This window comes from Bradyrhizobium sp. URHA0013, from assembly GCF_000518345.1.
Lineage (GTDB): Bacteria > Pseudomonadota > Alphaproteobacteria > Rhizobiales > Xanthobacteraceae > Bradyrhizobium.
Genome location: NZ_KI912427.1, coordinates 1001640 through 1025761, shown reverse-complemented (window position 1 = coordinate 1025761; position 24122 = coordinate 1001640). Strand labels below are relative to the sequence as shown.

The window sequence follows — 24122 nt, the reverse complement described above, 5'->3', positions numbered from 1 at the left end:
CGACTGTTGCGCGCGGAGGTTAACGCGGGCGGCTATCACCAGCTCGCGGGCAGCCGCTTCAGGCCGCGCAGCACGAAGGTCGGCCGCCATTCCGGGTTTTCGACGTCGTCGATGCGCAAATCGGGCAGCCGCCGCAACAGCGTGGCGATGGCGATCTCGGCCTCGAGGCGCGCCAATTGGGCCCCCAGGCAGAAATGGATGCCGCCGCCGAACGACAGCGGCCTCACATTCTGGCGGGTGACGTCGAGCCGGTCGGGGCGGTCAGGATAGACCGCCGGGTCGCGGTTGGCCGAGCCCAGCAGGCAGAGCACGGTCTCGCCCTTGGGTATCTTCGCGCCGCCGAGATCGTCGATATCCTCCAGCGCGACCCGCCCGGTCATCTGCACCGAGGAATCGTAGCGCAAGAATTCCTCGATCGCGCCCACCATCAGCTCCGGCCGCGCCTTCAACAGCGCGAGCTGGTCCGGATTGCGATGCAGCGCCAGCAGGCCATTGCCGATCAGATTGACCGTGGTCTCGTGGCCGGCGCCGAACAACAGGATGATGTTGGCGGTCAGCTCCTCGTTGGTGAGCTTGTTGCCGTCTTCCTCGGCCTGCACCAGCTGAGTGATGAGATCGTCGCCGGGATTTTTGCGACGCAGCTCGAACAGCTGCTGGAAATACATCTGCGCCATCATGTTGCCGGCGTTGCCCTTGGCGATCTCCTCCGGTGAAAGCGGCACGGGGTCGAGCAGCCGTCCGCCGTCGCGCGAGCTGTTATAGAAAGTCTCGCGATGGTCCTCGGGGATGCCGAGCATGTCGCAGATGATGGTCACAGGCAGGCGGAAGGCGAAATCCTCGATCAGGTCCATATGGCCGCGGTCGATCACGGCATCGATGGTCTGGTCGACGATCTCCTGGATCCGCGGCCGCATGTCCTCGACGCGGCGGGCGGTGAAGGCCTTCACGACGAGGCCGCGCAGGCGGCTGTGGTCGGGCGGATCGGCCTGCAGCATCCAATGACTCATGCTGCGGAAGACCGGCTCCTCCATGATCTTCTCGCTATAGCGACGCTTGGAGCGCTCGACGAAATCCTTGCCGAAACGCTTGTCGCGCATCACGAGGCTGACATCGGCATGGCGGCTGGTGACGAACTGGCCGAACGGCGTCACGTGAATCGGATAGATCGCGCGGAGCCGGTCATAATGCGGATAGGGATCGCGGATGAAGTCCGGCGACAGCGGATTGAACAGCGGACCGCCGGCGCCCTGCACGTGCTCGTTCATGGTGACCTCATGTCGGTTGCCGCATGAATCGCATACGCCGGGCAGCCCCTCTTGCGCAGAGTAACCATCCCTGAATTATCAACTCGATACATTGTTGTATCGAGTTGCATTCTGCCCTAACCTGCTCCGATGTCAAGGGTGAGAACCAGGCCGACCAGGGACGACACGCGCGACAGGCTGTTCGAGGCGGCCGCGCGCGTGTTCGAGGAGGACGGCATCGGCGGCGCCAGCATCGAGGCGATCGCGGCGGCGGCCGGATTCAGCCGGGGAGCGTTCTATTCCAACTTCAAGAGCAAGGACGAGCTGATCATCGCCATGCTCGAGGACCACGTCGCGCAGTCGATCCGGCGCAACATGGACATCCTCGCGCAGCACGACAATCTCGACGACTTCATCGCGGCGCTGAAGGCGATGGACCGCACAAGGCAGGACCCGCTCGGCCGCTCGCCGCTGCTCCACATGGAGATGATCCTGTTTGTCGCGCGCGCGGAGAAGCGCCGACCGGAGCTTGCAAAGCGCCTGCGCGCGCGGCGCAAGCTGGTCGCCGACATCGTCGAGGCCACGCTGAAGAGCAACGCGAAGGGCGACACGCTCAATCCGCCATGGATGGCCTCCGTCGTGCTGGCGCTGGAAGACGGCTTTCGCCTGCACCGCCTGATCGATCCGGAGACGACGCCGGCCGACAGCTTTCTGCGCGCGATCACGGACCTGCGGCGCAGGACGGGATTGTCGTCGGACTAGCGTTTGTTGTCTTCAGATCGTCGAGCTTCGCTGTTCCCGCTCGACATCGGCGCGCCGCGCTGCGCCGCTGGAACCTGGAAGCGATTATACGCGCGCATTTTCCACATCACCGTACCCCATCCAAGGAACGTTTCCTCACCTTGCCACTTTATCCCGAGCCTGTTTTGGCAATTTGATCATTGGAGGAGACAGCGATGAGGATTCTGAAATTGTCTGTGGCCGCAGCCGCGCTGCTGGCCGGTACGGCGCTCGCGATGGCGCAGTCCAGCTCGACGGTCGGCACGGGTGGCTCGTCAGCCGGCGGCGGCACCAGCAACTCGACCGTCGGCACCGGCGGTTCATCGGCGGGTTCGGGCAGCGGCTCGGGTTCGGCTTCGACGCTTGGCACCGGCGGCTCGTCGGCCGGCGGCGGCACCAGCAGTTCGTCGATCGGCACCGGCGGCTCCGCCGCGGGCTCCGGCAGCGGCTCAGGCTCGGCCTCGACGCTCGGCACCGGCGGTTCGTCGGCCGGCGGCGGCAAGAGCTCGTCCAGCGTCGGCACCGGCGGCTCTGCGGCAGGCTCCGGCTCCAACTCGGCATCGACAGTCGGCACCGGCGGCTCCTCGGCCGGCGGCGGCAAGAGCGGCTCGACCGTGGGAGCGGCCGGCTCCTCCTCGGGACATTCCAGCGACATGGGCATGGAAAAGGGCAAAGGCCACCACAAGGACGAGATGAAGAAGGACAAGGACTGACATCCCGGCCGGCGGAGCGGCAGCAATGCCGCTCCTTCGTCCTTCCTGAGGAGGACTGGCATGAACAGACCAATCGTTGCGATCGCAGTTTTGACTTTGATAAGCAGCGCCGCTGTGGGGGAAACCATGCAGAAAACCGGCAAGACCGCATCCGGCGAGACCTGCCGGGTCACGGTGGAAAAACATCCCGACGGCAGCATCACCGCGCTGGGGTCATCGGGTTCGGGCACAACCGGCTCGACCTCATCGAGCGGCTCGCTCTCGAGCTCGAGCTCGGCCGGCGGATCGTCGGTGCACGTCCAGGCCGGTGGCGGCAACGTGTCGAGTTCGTCCTCGACGGCCGGCGGCCCCGGTTCGACCAGCGCGAGCACCGTCACAGTCAACGGCTGCACCATCTCGACATCGTCGCCATAGCAAAAGGATTTGACAGATGAGAATGTTGATCGCGACCTCGTCGGTCGCACTCCTGCTCGCCGCCGCCGCGCCGTTGTCGGCACAAACCAGCATGACCGGTGGCACCGGCGGTTCGGCTGCCGCCGGCGGCACCTCGGCCAGCACGCTCGGCACCGGCGGCACGTCGACCTTGGGCTCCGGACAGACCGGCTCGTCGATTGCAGCGGGCGGCAGCGCCGCGTCTGCCAACGGCAAGGCGCAGTCCGGCACCAGCATGAACAAGGGCAACGGTCCGGTGCTCAATTCCAATGCGCGCGCGCAGGCGCATGAGGGTGGCACGTTCAGCCGCTCCCATACCCGCACCAAAGTGAAAGCGGGCGAGGAGGTCGGGTCCACCACCAAGACCATGTCGCACGTGCCAGGCTCCAAGCCGACCATGTCGACAACATCGACGAACGTGCGCTGAACCATCCTCACGAGACTGCTGCCCGCGACTTGCGGGCAGTTTTTTCTTTGTGAGCAGGTTTTTTCTTTGTGAGCGGATCAACCGCCGCTCAGCGTACGGCTAACGCGGGTCACGAGCGCATCCCACTGCCGCTTCTCGGAAGCGGGGTAGTTGATCAACACGCAATGCACGTAGCGACGGCCAAAGTTGCAGCGGTCGTACCAGATCTTGCCGCCCCGGGTGCTGGACACCACGAAGAAGCGCGGCGTGATGCGCTTGTAGGTGATGCCGGGCGGCGGATTCTTTCGCGCCAGGAAAGCGGCCGGTGAGCTGCCGTCGTTCGGAACGGCCTGCACCGTCAAATCCGCGCGGCCGTCGCTGGTCCGGTACTGCATGCCATACCCGTCGGGTCGACCGGCTTGCTCGGTGAAGATCGACGAAGGGATGTCGACGTTGGTCCCGGTCTCGGGAATGCGATAGCCACTCCAGCTCTCCGCACCGGCGGCAACCGGCAAGCTACAGAGCATGACAAGCATGGTGGCGATCTTCTTCATCGTGTGGCCCGGTTTGCGATCGACGGCCGATAACGTGGAGAAGCGCCGGACGTTCCTTTCCGCGACGTGAACGCGCGTTGGGCCCAAGCCGGATGATTGTGTCGAGCGCGCCCGCTAGCGAGCGCGTTTGCCCTTGTCCGTGGGCAAGGGGCAATTCGTGCAAACGCTGTCGTCGCACATGCGGCAGATCGTGAAGCGATCCATCTCGGACGTATCCTGCCGTGCCAACAACTCATGGAGCAGCGTTTCGAGTCGTTTCGTTTCAGCCGGCGACAGCACATCCAGAAGCGACGCGACCGCCGATATTCGCGAGGTCATCAAGTCGTTGCGGGTTGCGGCGCCCTTCGCGGTCAGGTGCAGAGCAACCTCGCGGCCGTCCTGTCCGGGCCGACGTTCGACCAGCCGATCCGAGACCAGACGGTCCACCAGCCGGACCGTTCCCGAATGCGACAGGCCAAGAATCCGCCGCAGCTTGTCGTTGGTCATGCCCTGGCCATAGCCGATGACGACCAGTGCCGCAGGCGTCTCGCCTCCGCGGCCGATGACCTCGCGCGCGCCCTGCTCGATCCGATCCATGACGGCGAGCGAAAGCGCCCCCAGCAAATTTGCGATTCCGTTTTCCATGAGCCGGACAATATGTGCGGAGCGCACAAAAAACAACTTGACAGATATGTGCGCTACGCACATGTTTTCGGTCGCGGGGCACGATGACATGGAGAATGACGATGAATACTGGGAGCGCGGCACGACAAGCGAATGCCCAAGCGAATACCAGAGGCATTGAACCCGCCTTGAAATACGTGCAGGCCAACGGCGTGCGCTTCGCCTATCTCGAGCAGGGCGACGGCCCCCTTGTCATGTTCCTGCACGGCTTTCCCGATAATGCATGGTCGTATCGAAAGCAGCTGCAGGTCTTCGCGGATGCAGGGTATCGTGCGGTCGCGCCGTTCCTGCGCGGCTATGCACCGACCGAGATTCCGGCGGACGGAGTTTTCGATCCGATCGCACTGGGCAAGGATCTTCAAGCCCTCATCGCGGCGCTGAGCGACGACGGACAGGCACGCGTCGTCGGCATGGATTGGGGCGGCACCTCGACCTTTCAGGCGCTGGCAACGGCGCCATCGGCAATCAAGGCCGCCGTGGTCATGAACACCGCACATCCAATTACAATTTCGAGCATCAGACGGGATCCGGAGCTCGTTCGAGCCGTCTTCCATGTCTATTTCTTCCAGCTTCCCGGCGCCGAATCCGCGGTCAGTACCGAGGGACTTCCCTTCGTCGACTATCTCTGGAAGCTGTGGTCGCCGACATTCAACAATGCCGAGCACATCCGTTCAATCAAGGAGACGCTCAGCTCGCCCGGCACGATGGCCGCAGCGCTTAAATATTACGGAGGCCTGACCGATGCGGGGCTCGCGCGCCGGCTGCCGATCAATGACATGCACACGCCGACGCTGACGATCTATGGCAGCAACGATCCGACAGCGAGGTACTCGGTCAAGGAGGAGCCGCTGTTCAAGGGGCCGCACAAGCGGATTGTCCTGCCCGATGTCGGGCACTTCCCGCACCTCGAACGTGAGGAAGAAGTCACCGGCCTGATCATGGACTGGTTCAAGACGCACGCGCCTGACTGAACGCAGAGGGCGGTCGCCCACAACATCCTTTGAGTTCTCTAATCCGGAGTACGCGCAATGGACGCCAAGACACAACAGCAATATGCCGAGACTTTTCATGCCCTTCACAGGAAGGGCGATCCGCTCATCCTGTTCAACGCCTGGGACGCCGCCACCGCCAAAGCCATCGCGAAGACCTCTCCGGCCATCGCGACCAGCAGCGGGGCGGTCGCCTCCGCACTTGGATACGCCGACGGAGAAAATGTCCCGCTCGACATGGTGACCGGCCTGGTGTCGCGGATGAGCGCGGCCGTGTCTGTTCCAGTCTCAATCGATCTGGAGGCCGGATATGGCGACACCCCGGAGGCTGCCGCCAGATCGGCGACCGAGATTTTGAAAGCCGGCGCCGTCGGCATCAATATCGAGGACGGGCTATCAGGGGGAAAGCGGCAACTCGTCAATCCCGAGCTCCATGCCGCCAAGATCAAGGCCGTGCGGCACGCTGCAAAAGATCTGGGAGTTCAGCTGTTCATCAATGCGAGAACGGATCCGTTCTTGCTGAAATTCGGATCGCCGGACGAGTGCATGAACGAAGCGGCAAAGCGGGCGAAGGTCTATGCCGAGGCCGGCGCCGACGGAATTTTCGTGCCCGGCCTCACCGACCTCGCGCTCATTGAAAAGTTCGTTCAGCTCACGCCTCTGCCGGTCAACATCATGGTGACACAAGGCGTTCCCGCACTTCCGGATCTGGCTCGCGTCGGCGTTCGGCGGGTGAGTCTTGGACCGTGGCCTATGATGGCAGCAATGCGGATGATCGGACAGGCCGCAGCCGCGGTCGTCGCAACCAAGCAATACGGCACGTTCCTGCAACCGGATGCCTGAGCCCGGACATCAGCCGCCGAAAGTCGCTTCTACGCCGACCGCTTCACTGCGGTCGCGCCGGCCGGTGCAATGTCGAGACGAGCCAGCATCGCCTGCGCCTGCTCGGCGCAGTGCTCGATCAACCAGCGCTCGAAGGCAACAGGCGCGAGTGCGGGTGCGTAGAGGAAGCCTTGCACGACGTCGCAGCCGAGTTCGGCCAGCACCTTGCGCTGCGCCTCAGTCTCGACCCCTTCGCCGACGACGGTCATGCCGAGGCCCTGGCCGACGCGCACCACGGCGGTGGCGATCGCGAGCGCGCCAGCGTCACGCTCGATGTCGCGCATGAAGCTGCGGTCGATCTTCAGCTCGCGGATCGGCAGATGGGCGAGCCGGCTCAGGCTGGAATAGCCGGTGCCGAAATCGTCCACGGAAAGCCCGACGCCGAGCTCACGGATCGCGTTCATCGTCTCGAGCGCGGCGACGCTGTCCTGCATAAACGCGCCCTCGGTGATTTCGAGCATCAGCGCATCCGCCGGCAGATCGTATTCGGCGAGGATGTCCTTGAGCCGCGCGGCCAGCGTGACGTTGCGAAAATTGATCGGCGACAGGTTCACGGACACGGATGGAATCTCGAGCCCGGCGCGGCGCCAGCTCGCCATCTGCCGGCAGGCCTCGCGCACCGACCACAGGCCGATCTGCTCGATCAGGCCGCACTCTTCGGCGAGCGGGATGAATTTTGCCGGCGAGACGTCGCCGAGCTCGGCATCATGCCAGCGCGCCAGCGCCTCGACGCCATGGATCGCGCCGTCGCAGCTGCGAATCTGCGGCTGATAGCTGAGGGTCAGCTCGCCCTCGGCGATGGCGCGGCGCAGCGCCGCAATCAAGGCCAGCCGCTGCTCGGTGAGCCCGTTCATCTCGGCGCTGAACAGGCGATGGGTCGAACGTCCCGCCTGCTTGGCCATGTACATGGCCGCGTCCGCCTGCTGCATCAAGGTGTCGATGTCGGTCGCATGATCGGGATAGAGGCTGACGCCGATGCTCGCCGACATCTGCAGCTGCCTGGAGCCGAGCCGCAGCGGCGCCGCCAGCGCTTCGGTGATTCCGGCCGCGACGCGCTCGGCACCCTCGGCGTTGCGACGCGGCAGCAGGATCACGAACTCGTCGCCGCCGAGTCGCCCCAGCATGTCCTCGGGTCCGATCTGCTCGCGCAGGCGCTGCGCCAGCTGGATCAGGAGCTCATCGCCGGCGGCATGACCGAGCGTGTCGTTGACGTCCTTGAAATGATCGACGTCGAGGAAGGCCAGCGCGACGTGGCTGCCGGTCGGGCAGGCATCGATGGCGGTGGTGATCAGGCGCCGCAATTGCGCGCGGTTCGGCAGGCCGGTGAGGATATCGTGATAGGCGAGCCGTGCGATCTCGGCGCGCGCCTCCTTGCGCTCGATCGCGAAGGCGCCGAGATTGACGCAGGCCTCGACGATGCGCCGATGCCAATTGCTCGGCGCGCGCGGCTCCCGGTAGTAGAAGGCGAAGGTGGCGATGACCCGTCCGTCCTTGGCCTTGACTGGCGTCGACCAGCATGCGCGCAGGCCAATCGCGAGCGGCATCGCCTTGTAGGGCTGCCAGCGCGGGTCGGTCTCCAGATCGGTCGCCAGCACCGGCTCGCCGTAGAAGGCCGCGGTTCCACACGAGCCGACATTGGGGCCGATGGCCACGCCGTCCAGAGCGCGGGAATAGTCCTCGGGCAGGCTTGGGCCGCCGAGCGGATGGATCAGGCCCGCGGCATCGATGTGCAGCAGCGAACAGACGACGTCGGGCGCCATCTGCTCGACACGGCGGCACAGCCGGTCGGCGATCTCGGCGATCGGAACCTCGTCGGCGAGCGCGCCCATGATGAGCTGCTGCAGCGAGCGCAGCTGCTTGGTCTCGGTGATGTCCTCGAGCAGCGCGAAGAAGTGCTTGACCTGGCCCTTCTTGTCGCGGAAGGCATCGATGCGGGCGCAGACCCAGATCTCCTCGCCGTCCTTGTCATAGGCGAGCATCTCGACCTCGCCGCGGTGGCCGCCATCCATCAGGCGCTTGACGAGCTTCGCAACGGCCTTGCGATCGGTGTGGCGGCCCGCGAGCAGGCCCCTGGCGCGGCGGCCCTCGGCTTCCTCGCTGGTGTAGCCGAACAGCGTCGTGAAGGCGGCATTGACGTAGACAATGTTCTGGTCGGTATCGGTGATGAGCACCGCACGGTTGGTCTGGTCGGAGACGGCGTGGAGAAGCCCGATCCTGATGCGGCGCTCGGCGTCCGCTGTGACGTCGCGCGCGAACACGATGCGATAGGCAATGCCGCCACTTGCAATGGATGAAAGCGAGATGGCCGCGCGGATCCGGCTGCCGTCACGGCGCACCAGGCTGATCTCGTCCCGGAACTCCGCAAACGGTTCGGCCTGAAGGCATTTGAGGGTGAGAATTTCGGCGTCGCGGCCGAGCACATCAGCGCGTGCGAGATTCCAGATCCGCTCTGCACCGGCATTGAAATGCGTGATGCGACGCGCGCTGTCGACGACGACGATGCCCTCGTCGGCGCGTTCGAGCGCGGCCAACAGCACTTCCGGAGTTTCTGTCATGGCACAATCGGAGGCGGACATCGCTAGACCCGGAGGCATCGGGAAGATACAGCAACCGAGGCTAGTGCCGCGATGGTGTCCAAGACGTTTTTGCAGCCCGGTCGCGCCGCGCCAAGACGCGACATGCTTAATGTTCCGCAAAAGAAGCGAGGGTAATCCGCTGCGTACGGAACCTATTCGGCGCCGGCGCCCACCTGAAGCTTGCCGGCGACGGCGCGCACCTTGCGCGGCGCAGCTTGCCAGATCGAAAGCGCCGACAGCCCGCTTACGATGATGGCAACGCCAAAGGCGAGCGTGTAGTCGCCGACCCGATCGTAAAGCAAGCCGGTGACCCAGGGACCGGCGGCGCCGCCGGCCAATGCCGCCAGCATGATCGTGCCGAAAATGCTGCCCTGGTGCTTGCCCTGAAAAATCTCGAACACCACTGCGCCCATGATCGAGGTCAGGCCGTAGCCGAGCGCGCCTTGCGTGAACACCATGAGATAGACCAGCCACAATGACGGTTGGAATTTCAGGGCCATCAGCGCCGCGAAAGAGATCGCAAAACCCGCGCAGCTGATCGCCCACACCCATTCCCGCCCGATCCGGTCGGAGACATGGCCGAGCAAGATCTGGCCGGGAATGCCGAGCAGGCTGACGATGCCGAGTGCCCACACCGCGACACCCGGGCTGAAGCCGATGTCGAGCAGGAATTTGGTCTGGTGCACCTGCACCGCGTACCAGATGTAGAGGCCGCAGAAATAGCCGAGCGCGATCCACCAGAACCGCGTCGTGGCGACCGCTTTCCGGAGTGTCCATTCGGTCCCGGCCCAGACGGGATCGACGATGTTGGAGACGGGTTTTGCGGCGCCCGCGGCCGGGGCCGCATCGCCGTCGGGCCGCAGGCCGATATCCTCGGGGCGCCTGTGCAGGAACAGATTGATCGGCGCCAGCACGATCAGGATCATCAGGCCCATCGCCGTGCAGGCGGTGCGCCAGCCGGTCCCTTCGATCATGTGCTGCACCCACGGCAGCAGCGTCACCGAGCCGATGCCGACCCCGGCGAAGGCGATGCCGATGGCGAGGCCGCGGGTGCGGATGAACCAGTTCGGCAGGAACAGCGACTGCCCGGAATAACCGAGACACACCGAGCCGGCGCCAACCATGACGCCGATGGTGACGTAGAGATGCCATGGCTGACTCGTGAGCGGCGCGAGCAGCAGCCCGCCACCCATCAGAACCACGCCGAGCTCCATCACCGCGCGCGGGCCGGCGCGATCCATCAGCCGGCCGATCAGCGGGCTGACCATGCCCGACACCACGAAGCCGAAGGAAAATGCGCCCGCGGTGACGCCGCGCTCCCAGCCGAATTCAGAGATGATGGGAGGAAAGAACAGCGAGAAGGCGGTGCGAGCGTTGACGCCGATGGCCATGGTGACGAAGGTCACCGCGACCACGACCCAGCCGTAGAAGAACGGAAGCCGCATTGTGTGTTTCATCCCTGGACGGTCCTTTCCGACCATCCGGGGCTGCCCGGGTCAAGCGCTTTTCGCGCATGCCCCATTGAGCGATCCTTGGGCGGCCGCCCTCAGGCGGCGTCGCGTTGGGGCGGTTTGGCGGCCGCGTCGAACAGAATCCGTTCGATTGGGTGCGGGCGGCCGAACAGATAGCCCTGCGCGAAATTGACGCCGAGCGCCTTCAGCCGTTCGTATTCCTCGCGGGTCTCTACGCCTTCGGCGGTGACCGACATGTCCAGCCCGCGCGCCAGCGTCACGATCGAGGAGATGATGGCGGAGCTGCGCGGCTGATGCGTGAGGTTGCGGATGAACGACTTGTCGATCTTGATCTTGTCGAACGGGAACGCGGTCAGATAGCTGAGCGACGAATAGCCGGTGCCGAAATCGTCGAGTGCGAGCGCGATGCCGATGCTCTTCAGCCGTTCCATGAAGGCGTGGTTCTCGACGCCGCGTTCCAGCAGAACGGATTCCGTGATCTCGATCTCCAGCCGCTGCGGCGGCAGCCCGGAATCGGCGAGCGCCGCGCTGATCATCTCGAACAGCTCGGCCTCCTTGAACTGGATCGGCGACAGGTTGACGGCGACCGCGAGCTCGGACGGCCAGCCGACAGCGTCCGCGCAGGCCCGTCGCAGCACGAACTCGCCGAGCGGCACGATCAGCCCGGTCTCCTCCGCAAGCGGGATGAACTGGTCCGGCGGAATCAAGCCGCGCGTCGGATGCCGCCAGCGCACCAACGCCTCGAAGCCGCGCCGCGCGCCACTGAGGGCGTCGACGAAGGGCTGGTAGTGCACCTCGAGCTGGCACCGCGCGATGGCGTCGCGCAAATCGCCTTCCAGCGTGCTGCGCGCCTCGAGCTCGGCCGACATCGCCTTGTCGTAGATGGTGAAGCAGTTGCGGCCCGATGATTTCGAGCGGTACAGCGCAAGGTCGGCCTTCTTCAGCAGCTGCTCCTGATCGGTGCCGTGATCGGGCGCGATCGCAATGCCGATGCTGGTGCCGATCTCGACGCGATGTCCGGGAAGAAGGAACGGCTCGGCGACGAGCTTGGCGATCCGCCCCGCCAGTTCGGTCGAGCAGACGCGCTGATCCTCGCACGCTTCCTGAATGATGGCGAATTCGTCACCGCCGAGCCGGGCCAGCACGTCGCTGGCGCGCAGCGCGGATTTCAGCCGCTGTGCGACCTGACGCAGCAGCGCATCGCCCGCACCGTGACCGAGCGAGTCGTTGACGTTCTTGAAGCGGTCGAGGTCGAGCATCAGGATAGAGAAGGTCGGACCGGCGTCCATCAAACGGCCATTGAGCTCGTCGAGCCGGGCGAGGAAGAAGGCGCGGTTCGGCAATCCGGTCAGGGCGTCGGTCTGGGCGAGTTCGAGCACCCGCCGGTTCGCCAGCGACAGCCGCTGCGAATTGCGGCTCGCGAGCATGAGATAGGTCGAAAGCGACAGCGTCAGCAGCATGCCGACGATCAGCACCGCGCCCGCGCGATCGTAAGTCGTCTCCAGCGGACCCCCGGCAGCCGGAACCGCCCTCACCTGCCAATCCATGCCGCCGATCTTGAGATTGCCCGACCAGTGCAGGGTCTGCGCGACGTCCCGCATCGACTGCGGCGCCGTCGCGGCCGACGAATAATCCGGCAGCATGGCCTCCAGGCCGACGATCTGCGCCGTAAACGGCGGATAGACGTTGACGCTGACCGCGGGGCTTGCCCCGGTGGTCGCGCGAATGGACTGGATCAGGAGCGGCAGGTCGAAGACGCCGACGACGAAGCCGGCGAGATTGCGGCGCCGGTCCACGACGGTGTCGCGCGATGTTCCCTTGGCGTAGACGGGAATGGCGACGAGTACGTCGGGCAACCGGCCGCCCGCCTTCGGCTCGTAGAGGCGGGTGCGAATGGCCGAGACGCGGTCGGTGTCGCGTGCGCGCTCGAGGATCGCGCGGCGCTCCGGAATGGTCGCGTAGTCCATGCCGTAGACCGGAGACGTCTTCGGCTGGGTCGAGTAGAGCACCGGAAAATATTCGTCGCTCTGCGGCGCGGTCGCGAACGCATCGCCCTGGAGCGACTTGATGCGATAGCCGGACACGCCGTCCGTGATCGCCGCGGCCTCGTATTCGGCGCGCTCCTTGCGGTTCACGCGCGGCACCCAGGAGATGCGCAGCATGCCGGGATGGCGCTCGAACAGGCGGGCGCTGAAGGTCTCGAATTCGCTGCGGGTGATCTCCTGGTTGGTCGATTCGAACAGCGTGCGCAACGCGACGAGCCTGGAGATGTACTCGCCCATGCCGTTCTGCATGACGATCACTTCGGTCTCGGCCGCGTTTTCGAACTCGATCTTGTTGACGCGGCCTTCCCATTGCGCCACAGCGGCCGCACCCGCGACCGAGAACAGAAGACCAACGCCGACTGCGACGAGTGCAGGGCGATAGAGCCCGAGCAGCGGCGCGGCACGCCACCATCCGGTCATACGTCCCCGATCCTGATCGTTCTGATCCCGACCGCCCATTCCAGAAACCGCCGTCCCCTCTCCCGGCCAACCGAACCTCTGGTTGAGCCGCCGGAGCCACTATCGGAACAGGACCCCGGTTAAGAACTGCACAATTTCCGAACGCGGCTTTTCTGCATCAGCCGGCTTAGTTAATGAAGTGCAGGATGATGCGGGCTTTGTCGAAATAAGTTGCCGGTTTTCCCCGGAGTAGTACGGAGCCGCCGATACATCGGCGATTCATCCTGCGGCGATAGCTTTACCCGAAACCACTCCCCGCACCCGTAGACTTTTTGATGTATCGATCTCGATCTGCGACATTCATCGTGATCACCGTCGCGCTCCTGGCAGCAACCATGCTGCCGGCAAAAGCCGACGAGATCGGCGTCAGCGGGGATGCGATCCTGTTCGGCCAGGCTGCAGCCCTCGAGGGTCCCTCCTCCACACTCGGACAGCGGATGCGGCAGGGCATCGTCGCAGCTTTCACCGAGATCAACGCCAAAGGCGGCGTCCATGGCCGCAAGCTCCAGCTCATCAGCCGCGACGACGGCTACGATCCCGACCGCTCGGTGGCGCAGACGCTGCGGCTGATCGAGGACGACAAGGTGTTCGCGCTGATCGGCGCGGTGGGCACGCCGACCGCGATGGCGACGATACCGATCACCAGCGCCAGGAACGTGCCCTTCATCGGTCCGTTCAGCGGCGCCGAATTCTTGCGCGACCTCGAGCTTGCGAACGTGGTCAACATCCGTGCGAGCTATGCCGCCGAGGCCGAGGCGTGGGTCAAGCACCTCACGGAGGATCGCCATTTCACCCGCATCGCCATTTTCTACCAGGACGATTCCTTCGGGCGCGACGGTCTTTCCGGCGTGAAGCGCGCGCTTGCCAAACGCGGTCTCGAGCTCGCCGCCGAAGGCACCTTCGAGCGCAACACCCGCGCCGTCGCGTCGGCCTGGCGCACGATCAAGCGCGTCGAACCCGAGGCGATCGTCATGGTCGGGACCTACGGTCCCTGCGCGGAGTTCATCAAGCTCGCGCACCGCAGCGGCGCTCGTCCGACCTTCGTCAACATCTCCTTCGTCGGCGCCGTGGCGCTCGCCCGGGAGCTCGGCCCCGAGGGCGAAGGCGTCGTCGTCACCCAGGTCGTGCCGTTTCCCTGGGACCGCTCGCTCAAGCTGGTCGCCGACTACCAGGCGGCGCAGACGGCGTTCGACCCGGCGCTGACACCGGACTTCGTTTCGCTCGAAGGCTACCTCACCGGCCGCCTCGCCGCCGCGGCGCTGGAACAAGCCGGGCCGCAACCGACGCGCGCGAACCTGCTGCGCGCCATCAACGATGTCGGCCGCTTCGACATCAGCGGCAGCACCGTCACCGTCGGCATGCGCATGCTCGACGCGCCGCCGAAGGTGTTTTTGACGGTGATCCAGAAGGACGGAACGTTCAAAGCAGTGGACCGGCTGTAGAGCCGGATCAGGGCCGACGCGTCCAGCGGTCGGCGTTGACGGCGCCTTGCGGGATCTCGCCTTTGACGATCGCCTCGACCTGGCGCACGGTTTCCAGCGACTGGTATTCGATCGCCTGCGGCGTCAGGCCGCCGACATGCGGTGTCGCGATGACGTTGGGAAGCTTCGCAAGCTCCGGGCTTGGCATCTGGTCGGGCGCGCGGCCGACATCCATCGCGGCACCCGCGATACGATTCTCGAGCAGCGCCTTCGCCAGCGCCGCCTCGTCGACGAGATTGCCGCGCGAGAGATTGATGAAAACGGCATGTTTCTGCATCCGCGCCAGTGCCGCCCCCCCGATCAAGTTCTCGGTCTGCTCATTGGCGATGGCAAGGCAGACGACATAGTCGGACGCGGCGAGGAGCTCATCGAGGCTGACCTGCCGGATGGCGCTGTCGCTCACGGTCGCAAAGGGATCTGCGACCAGCACCTCCATGCGCATCACCTTGGCAATGTCGGCGAGATAGCGCCCGATGCTGCCATAGCCGATGATGCCGATCTTGCTGCCGGCGAGCTGCCGTCCCATCCGCGCTTCCGGCTTGCGGCCTGCCTGGTAGTCGGCCGTCGCCGGGGATACGCCGCGGGAGAGATCGACCATGAAGCCGAGCGCGAGCTCGGCAACGGCTTGCACGAAGCCAGGCCCGGCGCGGGTCACGAGCACGCCGGCCTTCGAGGCGGCCTCGACATCGACGTTGCGGATGTCGACGGCGCAGCGGACGAAGGCGCGCAGGCGCGGCAGTTGCGCAAAAATCTCGCCGCGTCCCTCGGTCATGCGATCGGCCACGATGATGTCGACATCTTGCGCAGCACGCACGAGGCTGGTTGAGACCAGCGTCTCATCGCTCTCGTGCAGGATCACCTCGGCGGTCGCGCGCAAACCGTTCAGGCTGCGATCGCCATAGTAATTGCGGCGCATCTCCGGCGTGTGGGCCAGCAGGACTTTCACGGCAAGACTCCTTCAGTAGCCGAACGCGCGCGGCAACGCCGTGCTGAGCCATGGCACGAACGCGATCACAAGCAGGCAAAGGAACAACAGGCCAAGATAGCCCATGATCGGCTTCACCGTCTGCTCGATCGGCACGTTGCCGATCAGGCAGGCGCCGTAGAGCCCGAGCCCGAGCGGCGGCGCGAACAGGCCGATGCCCATCGCGATCACGAGCACCACGCCGAAATGCAGGGGATCAATGCCGAGCTGGACGGCCACCGGCAGCAGCAACGGCCCGAAGATGATCAGCGCGGCCGCGCCCTCCAGCACCGAGCCCATCACGATCAGCACGCCGATTGCGAGCAGGATGAATAGCCAGGTGCCGCTGGTCTTGGACAATCCCAGCATGAAATCGCCGACCGCATGCGGCACCTGCTGGAGGGTCAGCGTGAACGCCAGCGATTGCGCTGCGGCAACGATGAACAGCACGAGCCCCGCGCGCGTCGCGCCCTGGACGAAGCTGTGCGCGGCCGATGTGAAGCTGAGCTCGCGGAACACCACACTGCCGACAACGAGTGCATAAGCCACGGCAAAGGCCGAGATTTCCGTGGCGGTTGCAAAGCCGCTCTTAAAGCCGAAGAAGATCATGAAGATCAGGCCGACCGAGGCGATCGCGCCGCTCCACAGGCCCGACACCGGCATCTGCGGCGCGATCTCCTCGGCATCAGTTGGCGTCTCAGTTGGAGTCTTGCCGAAGATGATGGAGACCGCGATCAAGGCCAGCGCCATCAGCGCCGCCGGTAGCAGCCCTGCGACGAACAGGCCACCGATCGACAAATTCGCGACGAAACCCAGGATGATCAGGTTGATGCAAGGCGGAATGGTCTCCGCCATCACCGCGGAGGCCGCGAGCAGCGCCACGGCGCCGCCCGGATTCTGCTTGGAGCGGCGCGCGGCCGGAATCAGCACGGAGCCGACCGCCGCGACGTCGGCCATCTTCGAGCCCGAGATGCCGGAGAACAGCACCATCGAGGCCACCATCACGACGTTGAGGCCGCCGCGCATGCGCCCGACCCCGCGCTGCAACAGCTCGATCAGCCGCACCGACATGCCGTTGGCTTCCATGAGGTAGCCGACGAGAATAAAGAACGGAATCGCGAGCAGCACGAAATTGTCGATGCCGCGCGCCATTTGCTGGGCGAAGATCACGCCAGGCAGCGCGCCCTCCACCCAGATGAAGATCAGCGCGGCCAGCGCCAGCGCAAAGCCGATCGGCAAGCCGCCGACCAACGTCGCGAAGAAACCGATCAGCATCAGCGTGCCCGCTGACGGCACCGTGGCCGGCGACAGATAATCCCAGGCGAGATAGAGGCCGGTCACGACGGCAATCGCGACGAGGCCTCTGACGATATCAGGGAGCGGCCTGGCGCAGAGCTGGTCGATCGCGAACACCGTCATGAACAGCGCGCCGGCGCCCATCGGGTAGAAGGTCAGCTCCAGCGGCAAGCCGGATCCGGTGGTCTGGCCCGCCGTCAGCGAGCCGAGCTTGATGGCGTTGTAGGCGACGTAGCCCGAGATCAGCACCACCAGCAGCGCACTCGCGGCATCGATCAGCGCGCGCAGCCGTACCGGAGCCAGGTCGCGGAAGAAGGAGACGCCGACATTCTCGCCGCGCGCGAGCGCACTCGCCGCGCCGAAGAAGGCCGAGCCGACCATCAGGCCGCGCGCGACGTCGTCGGACCACTCCACCGGCGCGTTGAAGCAGAAGCGCAGCAGCACGGAACCGCAGACGACGACGAGATCCGCGGCCAGCAGAATGGCCGCGATCGCGTCGCTGACGCGAAGCAGCAGGGCGATGCTCCCGTGGCGGCCGCCCGAGAGAGGTACGGCAGCTGTCATTGCCACGTCAGGCCTGCGTGGCGCGGATGATGTCGATGACGGCCTTGGAGTCCGGCCGCGCCTTCATGAAGTTCTCGATCTGCGGCGCGACGCGCTTCTTGAACGCCTCGCGGTCGCATTCGGCCACCGTCACGCCCTTCTCGGTCAAAGCCGACAGCGCCTCCTTCTCGACCGCGAGCCCGTGGGTGCGCGTGTCGGCCGCAGCCTTCTTCGCGGCGTCGAGGAAACCCTCGCGCAGCTTCGGATCCATGCGATTGTAGGTCGTGTCGCTGAAATAGATCGCGAGCGGCGAGAAATTGTGCTGCGTCAGTGAATAGAATTTCGCCGTTTCGAAGAACTTGCTGGCCAGGATGGTCGGCGGATCGTGCTCAAGCCCGTCCAGCACGCCGGCCTGCAACGCCGTGTAGATTTCGCCAAAGGCCAGCGGCGTTGCGGCGGCGCCCATCAGGCGCAGGCATTCCGTGATGACGGGATTCGGCAGGGTACGGATCTTGAGACCCGCGAGATCTTCCGGCGTCTTTACGGGCTTCCGCGCCAGCACGCTGCGCGAGCCGAAATTATACGCCCAGGCGATGATGCGGATGTTGCTGCCCTTGAGCAGCGCCTCCTCGATCGGCTTGGCGGCGCCCGAATCGAACGCTTTGGTTTGCTGCGGGAAGCTCGAGAACAGGAAGCCGAGATCGAAGGTCCCGACCAGCGGCACCAGATTGGCCGAGATCGACGAGCCCGAGACCATGAGATCGATGACGCCGAGCTTCACCGAGTTGATGACGTCGATTTCCTGACCCAATTGGTTGTCGGGAAAGAACGCGACCTCGACCTGTTCACCGAGGCCGTTCGCCTTCAGGTTTTTCACGAGATTGTCGTAATAGACGCGGCCGTTGGCGAATTTGGGATCGTTCGGCAGCGAGGAGGAGCATTTCAGCTTCAAGGTCGCGGCTTCGGCGCGGCCGATGAGTGCGGGGGAGAACACGAGGCCGGCGGCAAGTCCCGTCGACGACTTGATGAACGCGCGACGGTTCACGGGCACGATGGACATAATGCGGTTTCTCCCCAATTATTATTTTTCGAGCGACGGTCGTTGCCGCAGCCCGTTGCGCGGACTGTATGGCCAAAGCGGCGGCGCAGGCAAGGCTTGCGGCCGGTGGTCGCAAAGCGGCGCGTCGCGAAGATCGACGGCATCCGCGCGCGGCGAAACAACCGTGTTTTTTGCGGGATTCTCGCTTAGACCGGCATCGGGTCCATTGTGCGAGAGGATGCTTTCGCGCGGCATCGCAATCAATCTAATTGGCGCATGGATCAATGCGCAATTCACATGGATGGCGCCAGAACGATGCCGCACTGGCTCTGGCAGACCTCCTGCCCCATTTTGCCGCAGCTCAACGTGATCCACTGCACAGACAGACGCATGGCGGCCATCTAGAAAAGGTGACATCATCGCGCGCATTGCCGATGGAGGTGACACCATGCGCCGTCCAGTTCTTCGCAATTTGTTTCTTGGATCCGCTCTTCTCGCGCTCACGCAATTGACGACGCCCACGGATGCGGCGGCCGAAGCGCGGCTCGCACTCGTGATCGGTCAATCGGCCTATCGCACCGTGCCGGAACTGCCCAACGCAGCCAACGACGCCAAAGGCATGACGGAGCTGCTCGGCAATGCCGGCTTCACCGTCACCACGGCATCCAATCTGGCGCAGAACGACATGCGTCAGGCGATCTCGGATTTCGCCGGCAAGGTCAGCGCCAGCGGCGCCGACACCGTCGCGCTGGTGTTCTATGCCGGCCACGGCCTCCAGATCGACGGCGAGAACTATCTCGTTCCCGTCGATCTCGACCCCAAGCGCGAAGCCGACATTCCGCTGCAGGGTGTGCGGCTCAACGATTTGCTCAACACGCTCGGCGCGCTGCCGACACGAGCCCGCATCTTCATGCTCGATGCCTGCCGCAACAACCCGTTCCCGGCGCTCAGCGGCGCCGGCCACGGGCTTGCGATCGTCGACACCAAGGCCGGCGCGCCGGGCTCCTTCATTTCCTATTCGACCTCGCCGGGCTCCGAAGCCGAGGATGGCTCCGGCATCGACAGCCCCTACACCACCGCGGCGCTGACCGTCGCCAAGCAGCCCAATCTGCCGATCGAGGAAGTGTTCAAGCGCATTCGCGTCGCCGTGGCGCAATCGACCGACGGACGCCAGATCCCCTGGGAAAGCTCGTCGCTGACGACCGACTTCAAGTTCTTCGGCGGCGACGGCAGCGGCAGTCAGGCTGCGCTTCCTGGCGCATCCTCCATGGCACTTGCGAGCGGCACGCGCAGCCTCGAGGACTGGCGCAAGGATTTGCAGGGCAAGCCGGCCATGGTCGCCTATGAGATGGTGATCACCGACGACACCGTGCCGGCGTATCAGGCCTATATCGAGTTGTACGCCCAGGATACCCGTACGCCGCGGCTGCGCACGATCGTGGAGCGCCGGCGCCAGATGCTGGCGTGGGAGCGCGCCACCGCGATCAACACCCGCGCCTCGTTCGAGGCTTATCTGGCGAACTGGGACAACAGCGATCTGGCTGCGACCGCACGCCGGCTGCTGCTCCGCGTGCAGAACCGCAACTACGTCTTGCCTGCTGTGGTCGCGGCCGCTCCTGCCCCGGTCGCCGTCGCAATGGCCCCGACCTGCCCGTGCTCGACGCCCACACCGCCGGCTTCGCCGGTCAACCCGGCGGTCGCGCCCGTGATCAAGAAGCGCGTCGACGACACCCCGCCAAAGCGCAAGGTGGTCGACACGCCGCCCAGGCAACGCCGGCCGCCGCCTGATGAGGTGATCTACGAGCGCGCGCCGCCACCGGATCGCGGCCCGCCGCCCGGCGCCATCATGCAGGGCATTGGCATCGGTGTCGGGATCGGCATGGGTATGGGCGGCGGACGCGGCGGCGACTATCACAACGACCGCGGCCGGTACTGAGACCCCACTCGCGAGATACGGAGGACAGATCTGTCCTCCGTCGACGGATGGAGATAAACTGCGTCTGCTGCTTCCCGATACGGAAATGCTGTAGGCTAACCGACTGACGCCAGGCTTTCCGGGGACTCCACATCGATGCCGCACGACGCTCGCGCCAAGCCAGCTTGGCCGCTGTTTCGCTCACTCGCGTCCTATTCCCTCCCGGGCGACCTGATGGCGGGGCTGACGCTTGCGGCGATCGCGATTCCCGAGCAGATGGCGACGGCGCGGCTCGGCGGCTTCGCGCCGCAGATCGGCTTCTTCGCCTTCATGGCGGGATCGCTCGGCTTTGCGATGCTCGGCGGCAACCGCTTCCTGTCCTGCGGCGCGGATTCCACGATCACGCCGATCTTCGCCGGCGGACTGGCCGCGCTGGCCGCCGCCGGCTCGCCTGAGTATCAGGGGCTCGCCATCGCGCTGGCGTTGATGGTCGGCGCGATGATGCTGGCCGGCGGCGCCTTCCGCCTTGGCGGCATCGCCAACCTCTTGTCCGTGCCCGTCATGGTCGGCTTCCTCGCCGGCATCTCCGTCCACATCATTGTGTCGCAATTGCCGGGCGTGCTGGGTCTGGACTCGCCGGGCGGGCCGACGCTCGATCGCATCGGCGTGCTCGCAAGCGAGCTCGGCCGCAGCAATCCCTTCACGTTGTGCATCGGCTTCGGCGTGCTGGCCGTGGTCTTCGTCGCTGAGAAGGTCAGCGCGAAAATTCCGGGCGCGCTGATCGGGCTCGTCGCCGCGACCCTGGCCACGATCGCGCTCGGCCTCGAGAGCAAGGGCGTCAATGTCGTAGGCCTCGTGCCGGGCACGTTGCCGCGGCCGACCTTCCCCGAGCTTGCACCGGAGCAATGGGTCCGCCTCGTGCCGCTCGCCTTTGTCATCACGGTCGTGGTGATGGTGCAGACTGCGGCGACGACGCGCTCGTTCCCGTCCGATCCCGACAAGCCGGCCGATGTCGATCGCGATTTTCTCGGCGTGGGTGCCGGCAGCGCGCTGTCGGGCCTGTTCGGCGCGTTTCCGGTCAATGCCAGCCCGCCGCGGACGGGCATTGTCGCCGAGACCGGCGGACAATCGCAGCTCGCGGGTCTCGCCGCGGGGACAATCGTGCTGGCGCTGCTCGCGTTTGGAACGGGATTGCTGCAGCACGTCCCGGACGCAGCCCTCGGCGGCATCCTGCTGTTCGTCGCGCTGCGCATCATCCGCGTGAAGCAGATCGTCACGATCTATCGCCAATCCCCGAGCGAATTCCTGCTGATCGCCGCCACCGCCGCGCTGATCATCGTGCTGCCGATCCAGCAGGGTGCGTTCCTCGGCATCGTGCTGTCGCTGCTGCACGGCATCTGGAGCACGACGCGCGCGCGGCTCGTCGAGTTCGAGCGCGTGCCGGGCACCACGATCTGGTGGCCGGCGCATCCGCACATCGCCGGCGAGCGCATCGCCGGAGTCGCCGTGATCGGGCTGCAGGCGCCGCTGTCGTTCCTCAACGCGCCCGGCTTTCGCAGCGACGTGACCAAGGTGCTCGGCGCGATGCCTCCGCAACTGCTGGTGCTGGAGGCGAGCGGCATGGTCGAGATCGACTTCACCGCCGCACAGATCCTGCTCGATGTGTTCAGGGTGTGCAGCGAACAGGGTGTCACGGTCGCGCTGGCCCGGCTGGAATCGGTGCGCGCGCAGGACGCATTCGAGCGGTTCAAACTGTTCGAGGCCCTGCCCCGGGAGAACGTCTTCCACAGTGTCGACGAGGCCGTGCGCAGGCTGGCGAAATAACTGCGCTCACTGCGCCAATGTCGGATGATCGCGCTGGACCGTTTCGCGGATCCAGCTGGCATGGATCGCGCGAAACAGGATCTGCGCCGTCTTGAGGTCGTTCGCCTTCATGCAGAGATCGACGATGCGACGGACTGCGTCGTCGCGCATCAGCCCGTCCGAAATCTTCATCGCAATTTCCATCGCGACTTTGGCCGCGCGTTCGTAGCGCTCGCTGTCGCGCTTGTCGTTGCGCGCGGACCCTGCCGCGCTCGCCGCAGCGGCGTCACAGATCGCACGGATGCGCTCGGCGGCCTCGATATCGCCGAGCGGCCGTTCGATCGCCTCGTCCCAGATGTCTTGACGCGTCTTGCGCGCGAACCACTGCATTGCCTGCTCCGTGGTGAGGGAGCGAGCATAAACGGCGGTGAGCCTGCGCGCTACGCCTCCGGTACGATCTTGCCGGGATTGAAGATGTTCTGCGGATCGAGCGCCTTTTTTAGCGCCCGCATCGCATCGATCGCCTCGGGGCCGAGCTCCGCCTTGAGGTATTTCTGCTTGCCCTGGCCGATGCCGTGCTCGCCGGTGCAGGTGCCGTCCATCGCCTGCGCGCGTTCGACCAGCCGATGCATGAACTCCTCGCCGCGGGCCATCTCGTCGGCATCGTTGGTGTCGCAGACCAGCGAGCAGTGGAAATTGCCGTCGCCGACATGGCCCACGATCGGCGACAACAGGTTGAGCCGCTTGAGATCTTCCTCGGTTTCGCCGACACATTCGGCAAGGCGCGAGATCGGCACGCAGACGTCGGTCGCGACCACGCCGATGCTGTCACCGGGCCGCAGCGCCTTCACCGACCAGTAGGCGTCGTGCCGCGCCTGCCACAGTTTTGTGCGATCCTCCGGTTTGGTGGTCCAGGAGAAATCGCCGCCGCCGCAGTCCTTTGCGATCTCGCCGAAGGCCTTGGACTGTTCGCCGACCTCGATCTCGCTGCCGTGGAATTCCATCAGCAGCAGCGGCGTTTCCGACAGCGTCAGCTTCGAATAGGCGTTGCAGGCCCGCACCTGCGCGGCGTTGAGCAACTCGATGCGCGCCACGGGAATGCCGGTCTGGATCGCCAGGATCACGGCCTGACACGCCCCGTGCACGGTCTCGAACGACACCGCGCCGGCCGCGATGGTATCGGGGATGCCGCGCAGGCGGATGGTCAGTTCCGAGATGATGCCGAGCGTGCCCTCGGCGCCGACGAAGAGATGCGTCAGGTCGTAGCCGGCGGATGATTTCTTCGCGCGCGTGCCGGTCGTGATGATCTCGCCGTCGCCGCGGACCACTTTCAGCGCCAGCACACTGTCGCGCATGGTGCCGTAGCGCACCGCGTTGGTGCCGGAGGCGCGGGTCGAGGCCATGCCGCCGAGGGAGGCGTCCGCGCCGGGGTCGATCGGGAAGAACAAGCCCTGGTCGCGCAGATGCTCGTTCAGCGCCTTGCGGGTGACGCCGGGCTGGATCACGCAGTCGAGGTCCTCGGCATGCACCGCGAGCACCTTGTTCATGTCGCGCAGGTCGATGCAGATTCCGCCGGCGGGTGCGTTGACCTGGCCCTCGAGCGAGGTGCCGGTGCCGAAGGCGATGACGGGCACGCCGTTTTTCGCGCAGATCCGCACCACGTCCTGGATGTCGGCGGTCTCCTGCGCCATCACCACAGCGTCCGGCGGCTGGTTCACGATCCATGTGGTGGTATGGCCGTGCTGCTCGCGGACGGCCTGCGAGGTGATGAGGCGGTTGCCGAACCGCGCGGCAAGCTGCTCCAGCGCGCTCGCAAGGGCTTTCGGCGCCGGCCGCGGCGGATTATTGGTGATGGTCGTACCCACG

Annotated in this window: 20 protein-coding genes; 9 read left to right on the top strand and 11 right to left on the bottom strand. The window is 65.4% G+C overall.

Annotated features, from left to right (window positions below):
* Window positions 1-35: 35 nt before the first annotated feature.
* The gene (locus N551_RS0134280; protein WP_027570771.1) at window positions 36-1265 is read right to left on the bottom strand and encodes a cytochrome P450; all 1230 of its coding nucleotides are present in this window, start codon (window positions 1263-1265) and stop codon (window positions 36-38) included.
* 129 nt (window positions 1266-1394) lie between these two features.
* On the opposite strand from N551_RS0134280, the gene N551_RS0134275 reads away from it, so the two are divergent.
* From N551_RS0134275 to N551_RS0134265, 4 genes are all read left to right on the top strand, one after another.
* Entirely contained in the window at window positions 1395-2006 is a 612-nt protein-coding gene (locus tag N551_RS0134275) for a TetR/AcrR family transcriptional regulator (protein WP_027570770.1), read from the top strand.
* Window positions 2007-2200: 194 nt separating this feature from the next.
* Entirely contained in the window at window positions 2201-2737 is a 537-nt protein-coding gene (locus tag N551_RS37620; protein ID WP_081747983.1) for a hypothetical protein, read from the top strand.
* Window positions 2738-2863: 126 nt separating this feature from the next.
* On the top strand, window positions 2864-3151 hold the full coding sequence (locus N551_RS37615) for a hypothetical protein (protein ID WP_245287890.1): 288 nt from the start codon (window positions 2864-2866) through the stop codon (window positions 3149-3151).
* 22 nt (window positions 3152-3173) lie between these two features.
* Window positions 3174-3596 (top strand): hypothetical protein, encoded by a 423-nt coding sequence (locus tag N551_RS0134265; RefSeq protein WP_245287903.1) that lies wholly within the window; start codon window positions 3174-3176, stop codon window positions 3594-3596.
* Window positions 3597-3673: 77 nt separating this feature from the next.
* Here the strand turns inward: N551_RS0134265 and N551_RS0134260 are convergent, their stop codons facing one another.
* Window positions 3674-4129: a hypothetical protein gene (locus N551_RS0134260; RefSeq protein WP_027570768.1), complete on the bottom strand. Its 456-nt coding sequence runs from the start codon at window positions 4127-4129 to the stop codon at window positions 3674-3676.
* A gap of 114 nt (window positions 4130-4243) precedes the next feature.
* A complete protein-coding gene (locus tag N551_RS0134255; RefSeq protein WP_245287889.1) occupies window positions 4244-4816 on the bottom strand; it encodes a MarR family winged helix-turn-helix transcriptional regulator in 573 nt (190 codons plus the stop codon).
* Between the two features lie 113 nt (window positions 4817-4929).
* Here N551_RS0134255 and N551_RS0134250 point away from each other — a divergent pair, with 113 nt between their 5' ends.
* Entirely contained in the window at window positions 4930-5763 is an 834-nt protein-coding gene (locus N551_RS0134250) for an alpha/beta fold hydrolase (protein ID WP_245287902.1), read from the top strand.
* A 57-nt stretch (window positions 5764-5820) separates the two neighbouring features.
* Window positions 5821-6624: an isocitrate lyase/phosphoenolpyruvate mutase family protein gene (locus N551_RS0134245; protein WP_027570765.1), complete on the top strand. Its 804-nt coding sequence runs from the start codon at window positions 5821-5823 to the stop codon at window positions 6622-6624.
* Window positions 6625-6653: 29 nt separating this feature from the next.
* Here the strand turns inward: N551_RS0134245 and N551_RS0134240 are convergent, their stop codons facing one another.
* The 3 genes from N551_RS0134240 to N551_RS0134230 form a co-directional block, all read right to left on the bottom strand.
* A complete protein-coding gene (locus tag N551_RS0134240; protein ID WP_027570764.1) occupies window positions 6654-9239 on the bottom strand; it encodes an EAL domain-containing protein in 2586 nt (861 codons plus the stop codon).
* A 152-nt stretch (window positions 9240-9391) separates the two neighbouring features.
* Complete coding sequence (locus N551_RS0134235; RefSeq protein WP_155810178.1) at window positions 9392-10684, bottom strand: MFS transporter; 1293 nt, start codon at window positions 10682-10684, stop codon at window positions 9392-9394.
* A gap of 101 nt (window positions 10685-10785) precedes the next feature.
* Window positions 10786-13176 carry a bifunctional diguanylate cyclase/phosphodiesterase gene (locus N551_RS0134230; RefSeq protein ID WP_035963414.1) on the bottom strand — a complete coding sequence of 797 codons (2391 nt, stop codon included), beginning with the start codon at window positions 13174-13176 and terminating at the stop codon, window positions 10786-10788.
* Window positions 13177-13490: 314 nt separating this feature from the next.
* Here N551_RS0134230 and N551_RS0134225 point away from each other — a divergent pair, with 314 nt between their 5' ends.
* Window positions 13491-14657 carry an ABC transporter substrate-binding protein gene (locus tag N551_RS0134225; protein ID WP_027570761.1) on the top strand — a complete coding sequence of 389 codons (1167 nt, stop codon included), beginning with the start codon at window positions 13491-13493 and terminating at the stop codon, window positions 14655-14657.
* A gap of 7 nt (window positions 14658-14664) precedes the next feature.
* Here the strand turns inward: N551_RS0134225 and N551_RS0134220 are convergent, their stop codons facing one another.
* The 3 genes from N551_RS0134220 to N551_RS0134210 are packed head-to-tail and all read right to left on the bottom strand — an operon-like array spanning window position 14665 to window position 18559.
* Window positions 14665-15642, bottom strand: a complete 978-nt coding sequence (locus N551_RS0134220) for a hydroxyacid dehydrogenase (protein WP_027570760.1) — start codon at window positions 15640-15642, stop codon at window positions 14665-14667.
* Window positions 15643-15654: 12 nt separating this feature from the next.
* Window positions 15655-17520 carry a TRAP transporter large permease subunit gene (locus N551_RS0134215; protein WP_027570759.1) on the bottom strand — a complete coding sequence of 622 codons (1866 nt, stop codon included), beginning with the start codon at window positions 17518-17520 and terminating at the stop codon, window positions 15655-15657.
* Window positions 17521-17527: 7 nt separating this feature from the next.
* Entirely contained in the window at window positions 17528-18559 is a 1032-nt protein-coding gene (locus N551_RS0134210; RefSeq protein ID WP_027570758.1) for a TRAP transporter substrate-binding protein, read from the bottom strand.
* Window positions 18560-18986: 427 nt separating this feature from the next.
* Between N551_RS0134210 and N551_RS0134195 the strand changes: the two genes are divergently transcribed.
* Both N551_RS0134195 and N551_RS0134190 read left to right on the top strand, forming a co-directional pair.
* Window positions 18987-20474 carry a caspase family protein gene (locus tag N551_RS0134195; RefSeq protein ID WP_027570756.1) on the top strand — a complete coding sequence of 496 codons (1488 nt, stop codon included), beginning with the start codon at window positions 18987-18989 and terminating at the stop codon, window positions 20472-20474.
* A gap of 135 nt (window positions 20475-20609) precedes the next feature.
* Window positions 20610-22277 carry a SulP family inorganic anion transporter gene (locus N551_RS0134190; RefSeq protein WP_027570755.1) on the top strand — a complete coding sequence of 556 codons (1668 nt, stop codon included), beginning with the start codon at window positions 20610-20612 and terminating at the stop codon, window positions 22275-22277.
* A 6-nt stretch (window positions 22278-22283) separates the two neighbouring features.
* On the opposite strand, the gene N551_RS0134185 is transcribed toward N551_RS0134190, so the two are convergent.
* Both N551_RS0134185 and N551_RS0134180 read right to left on the bottom strand, forming a co-directional pair.
* Window positions 22284-22646: a hypothetical protein gene (locus N551_RS0134185; protein ID WP_027570754.1), complete on the bottom strand. Its 363-nt coding sequence runs from the start codon at window positions 22644-22646 to the stop codon at window positions 22284-22286.
* Window positions 22647-22696: 50 nt separating this feature from the next.
* Window positions 22697-24121, bottom strand: a complete 1425-nt coding sequence (locus tag N551_RS0134180) for an FAD-binding oxidoreductase (RefSeq protein ID WP_027570753.1) — start codon at window positions 24119-24121, stop codon at window positions 22697-22699.
* Window position 24122: the final 1 nt, after the last annotated feature.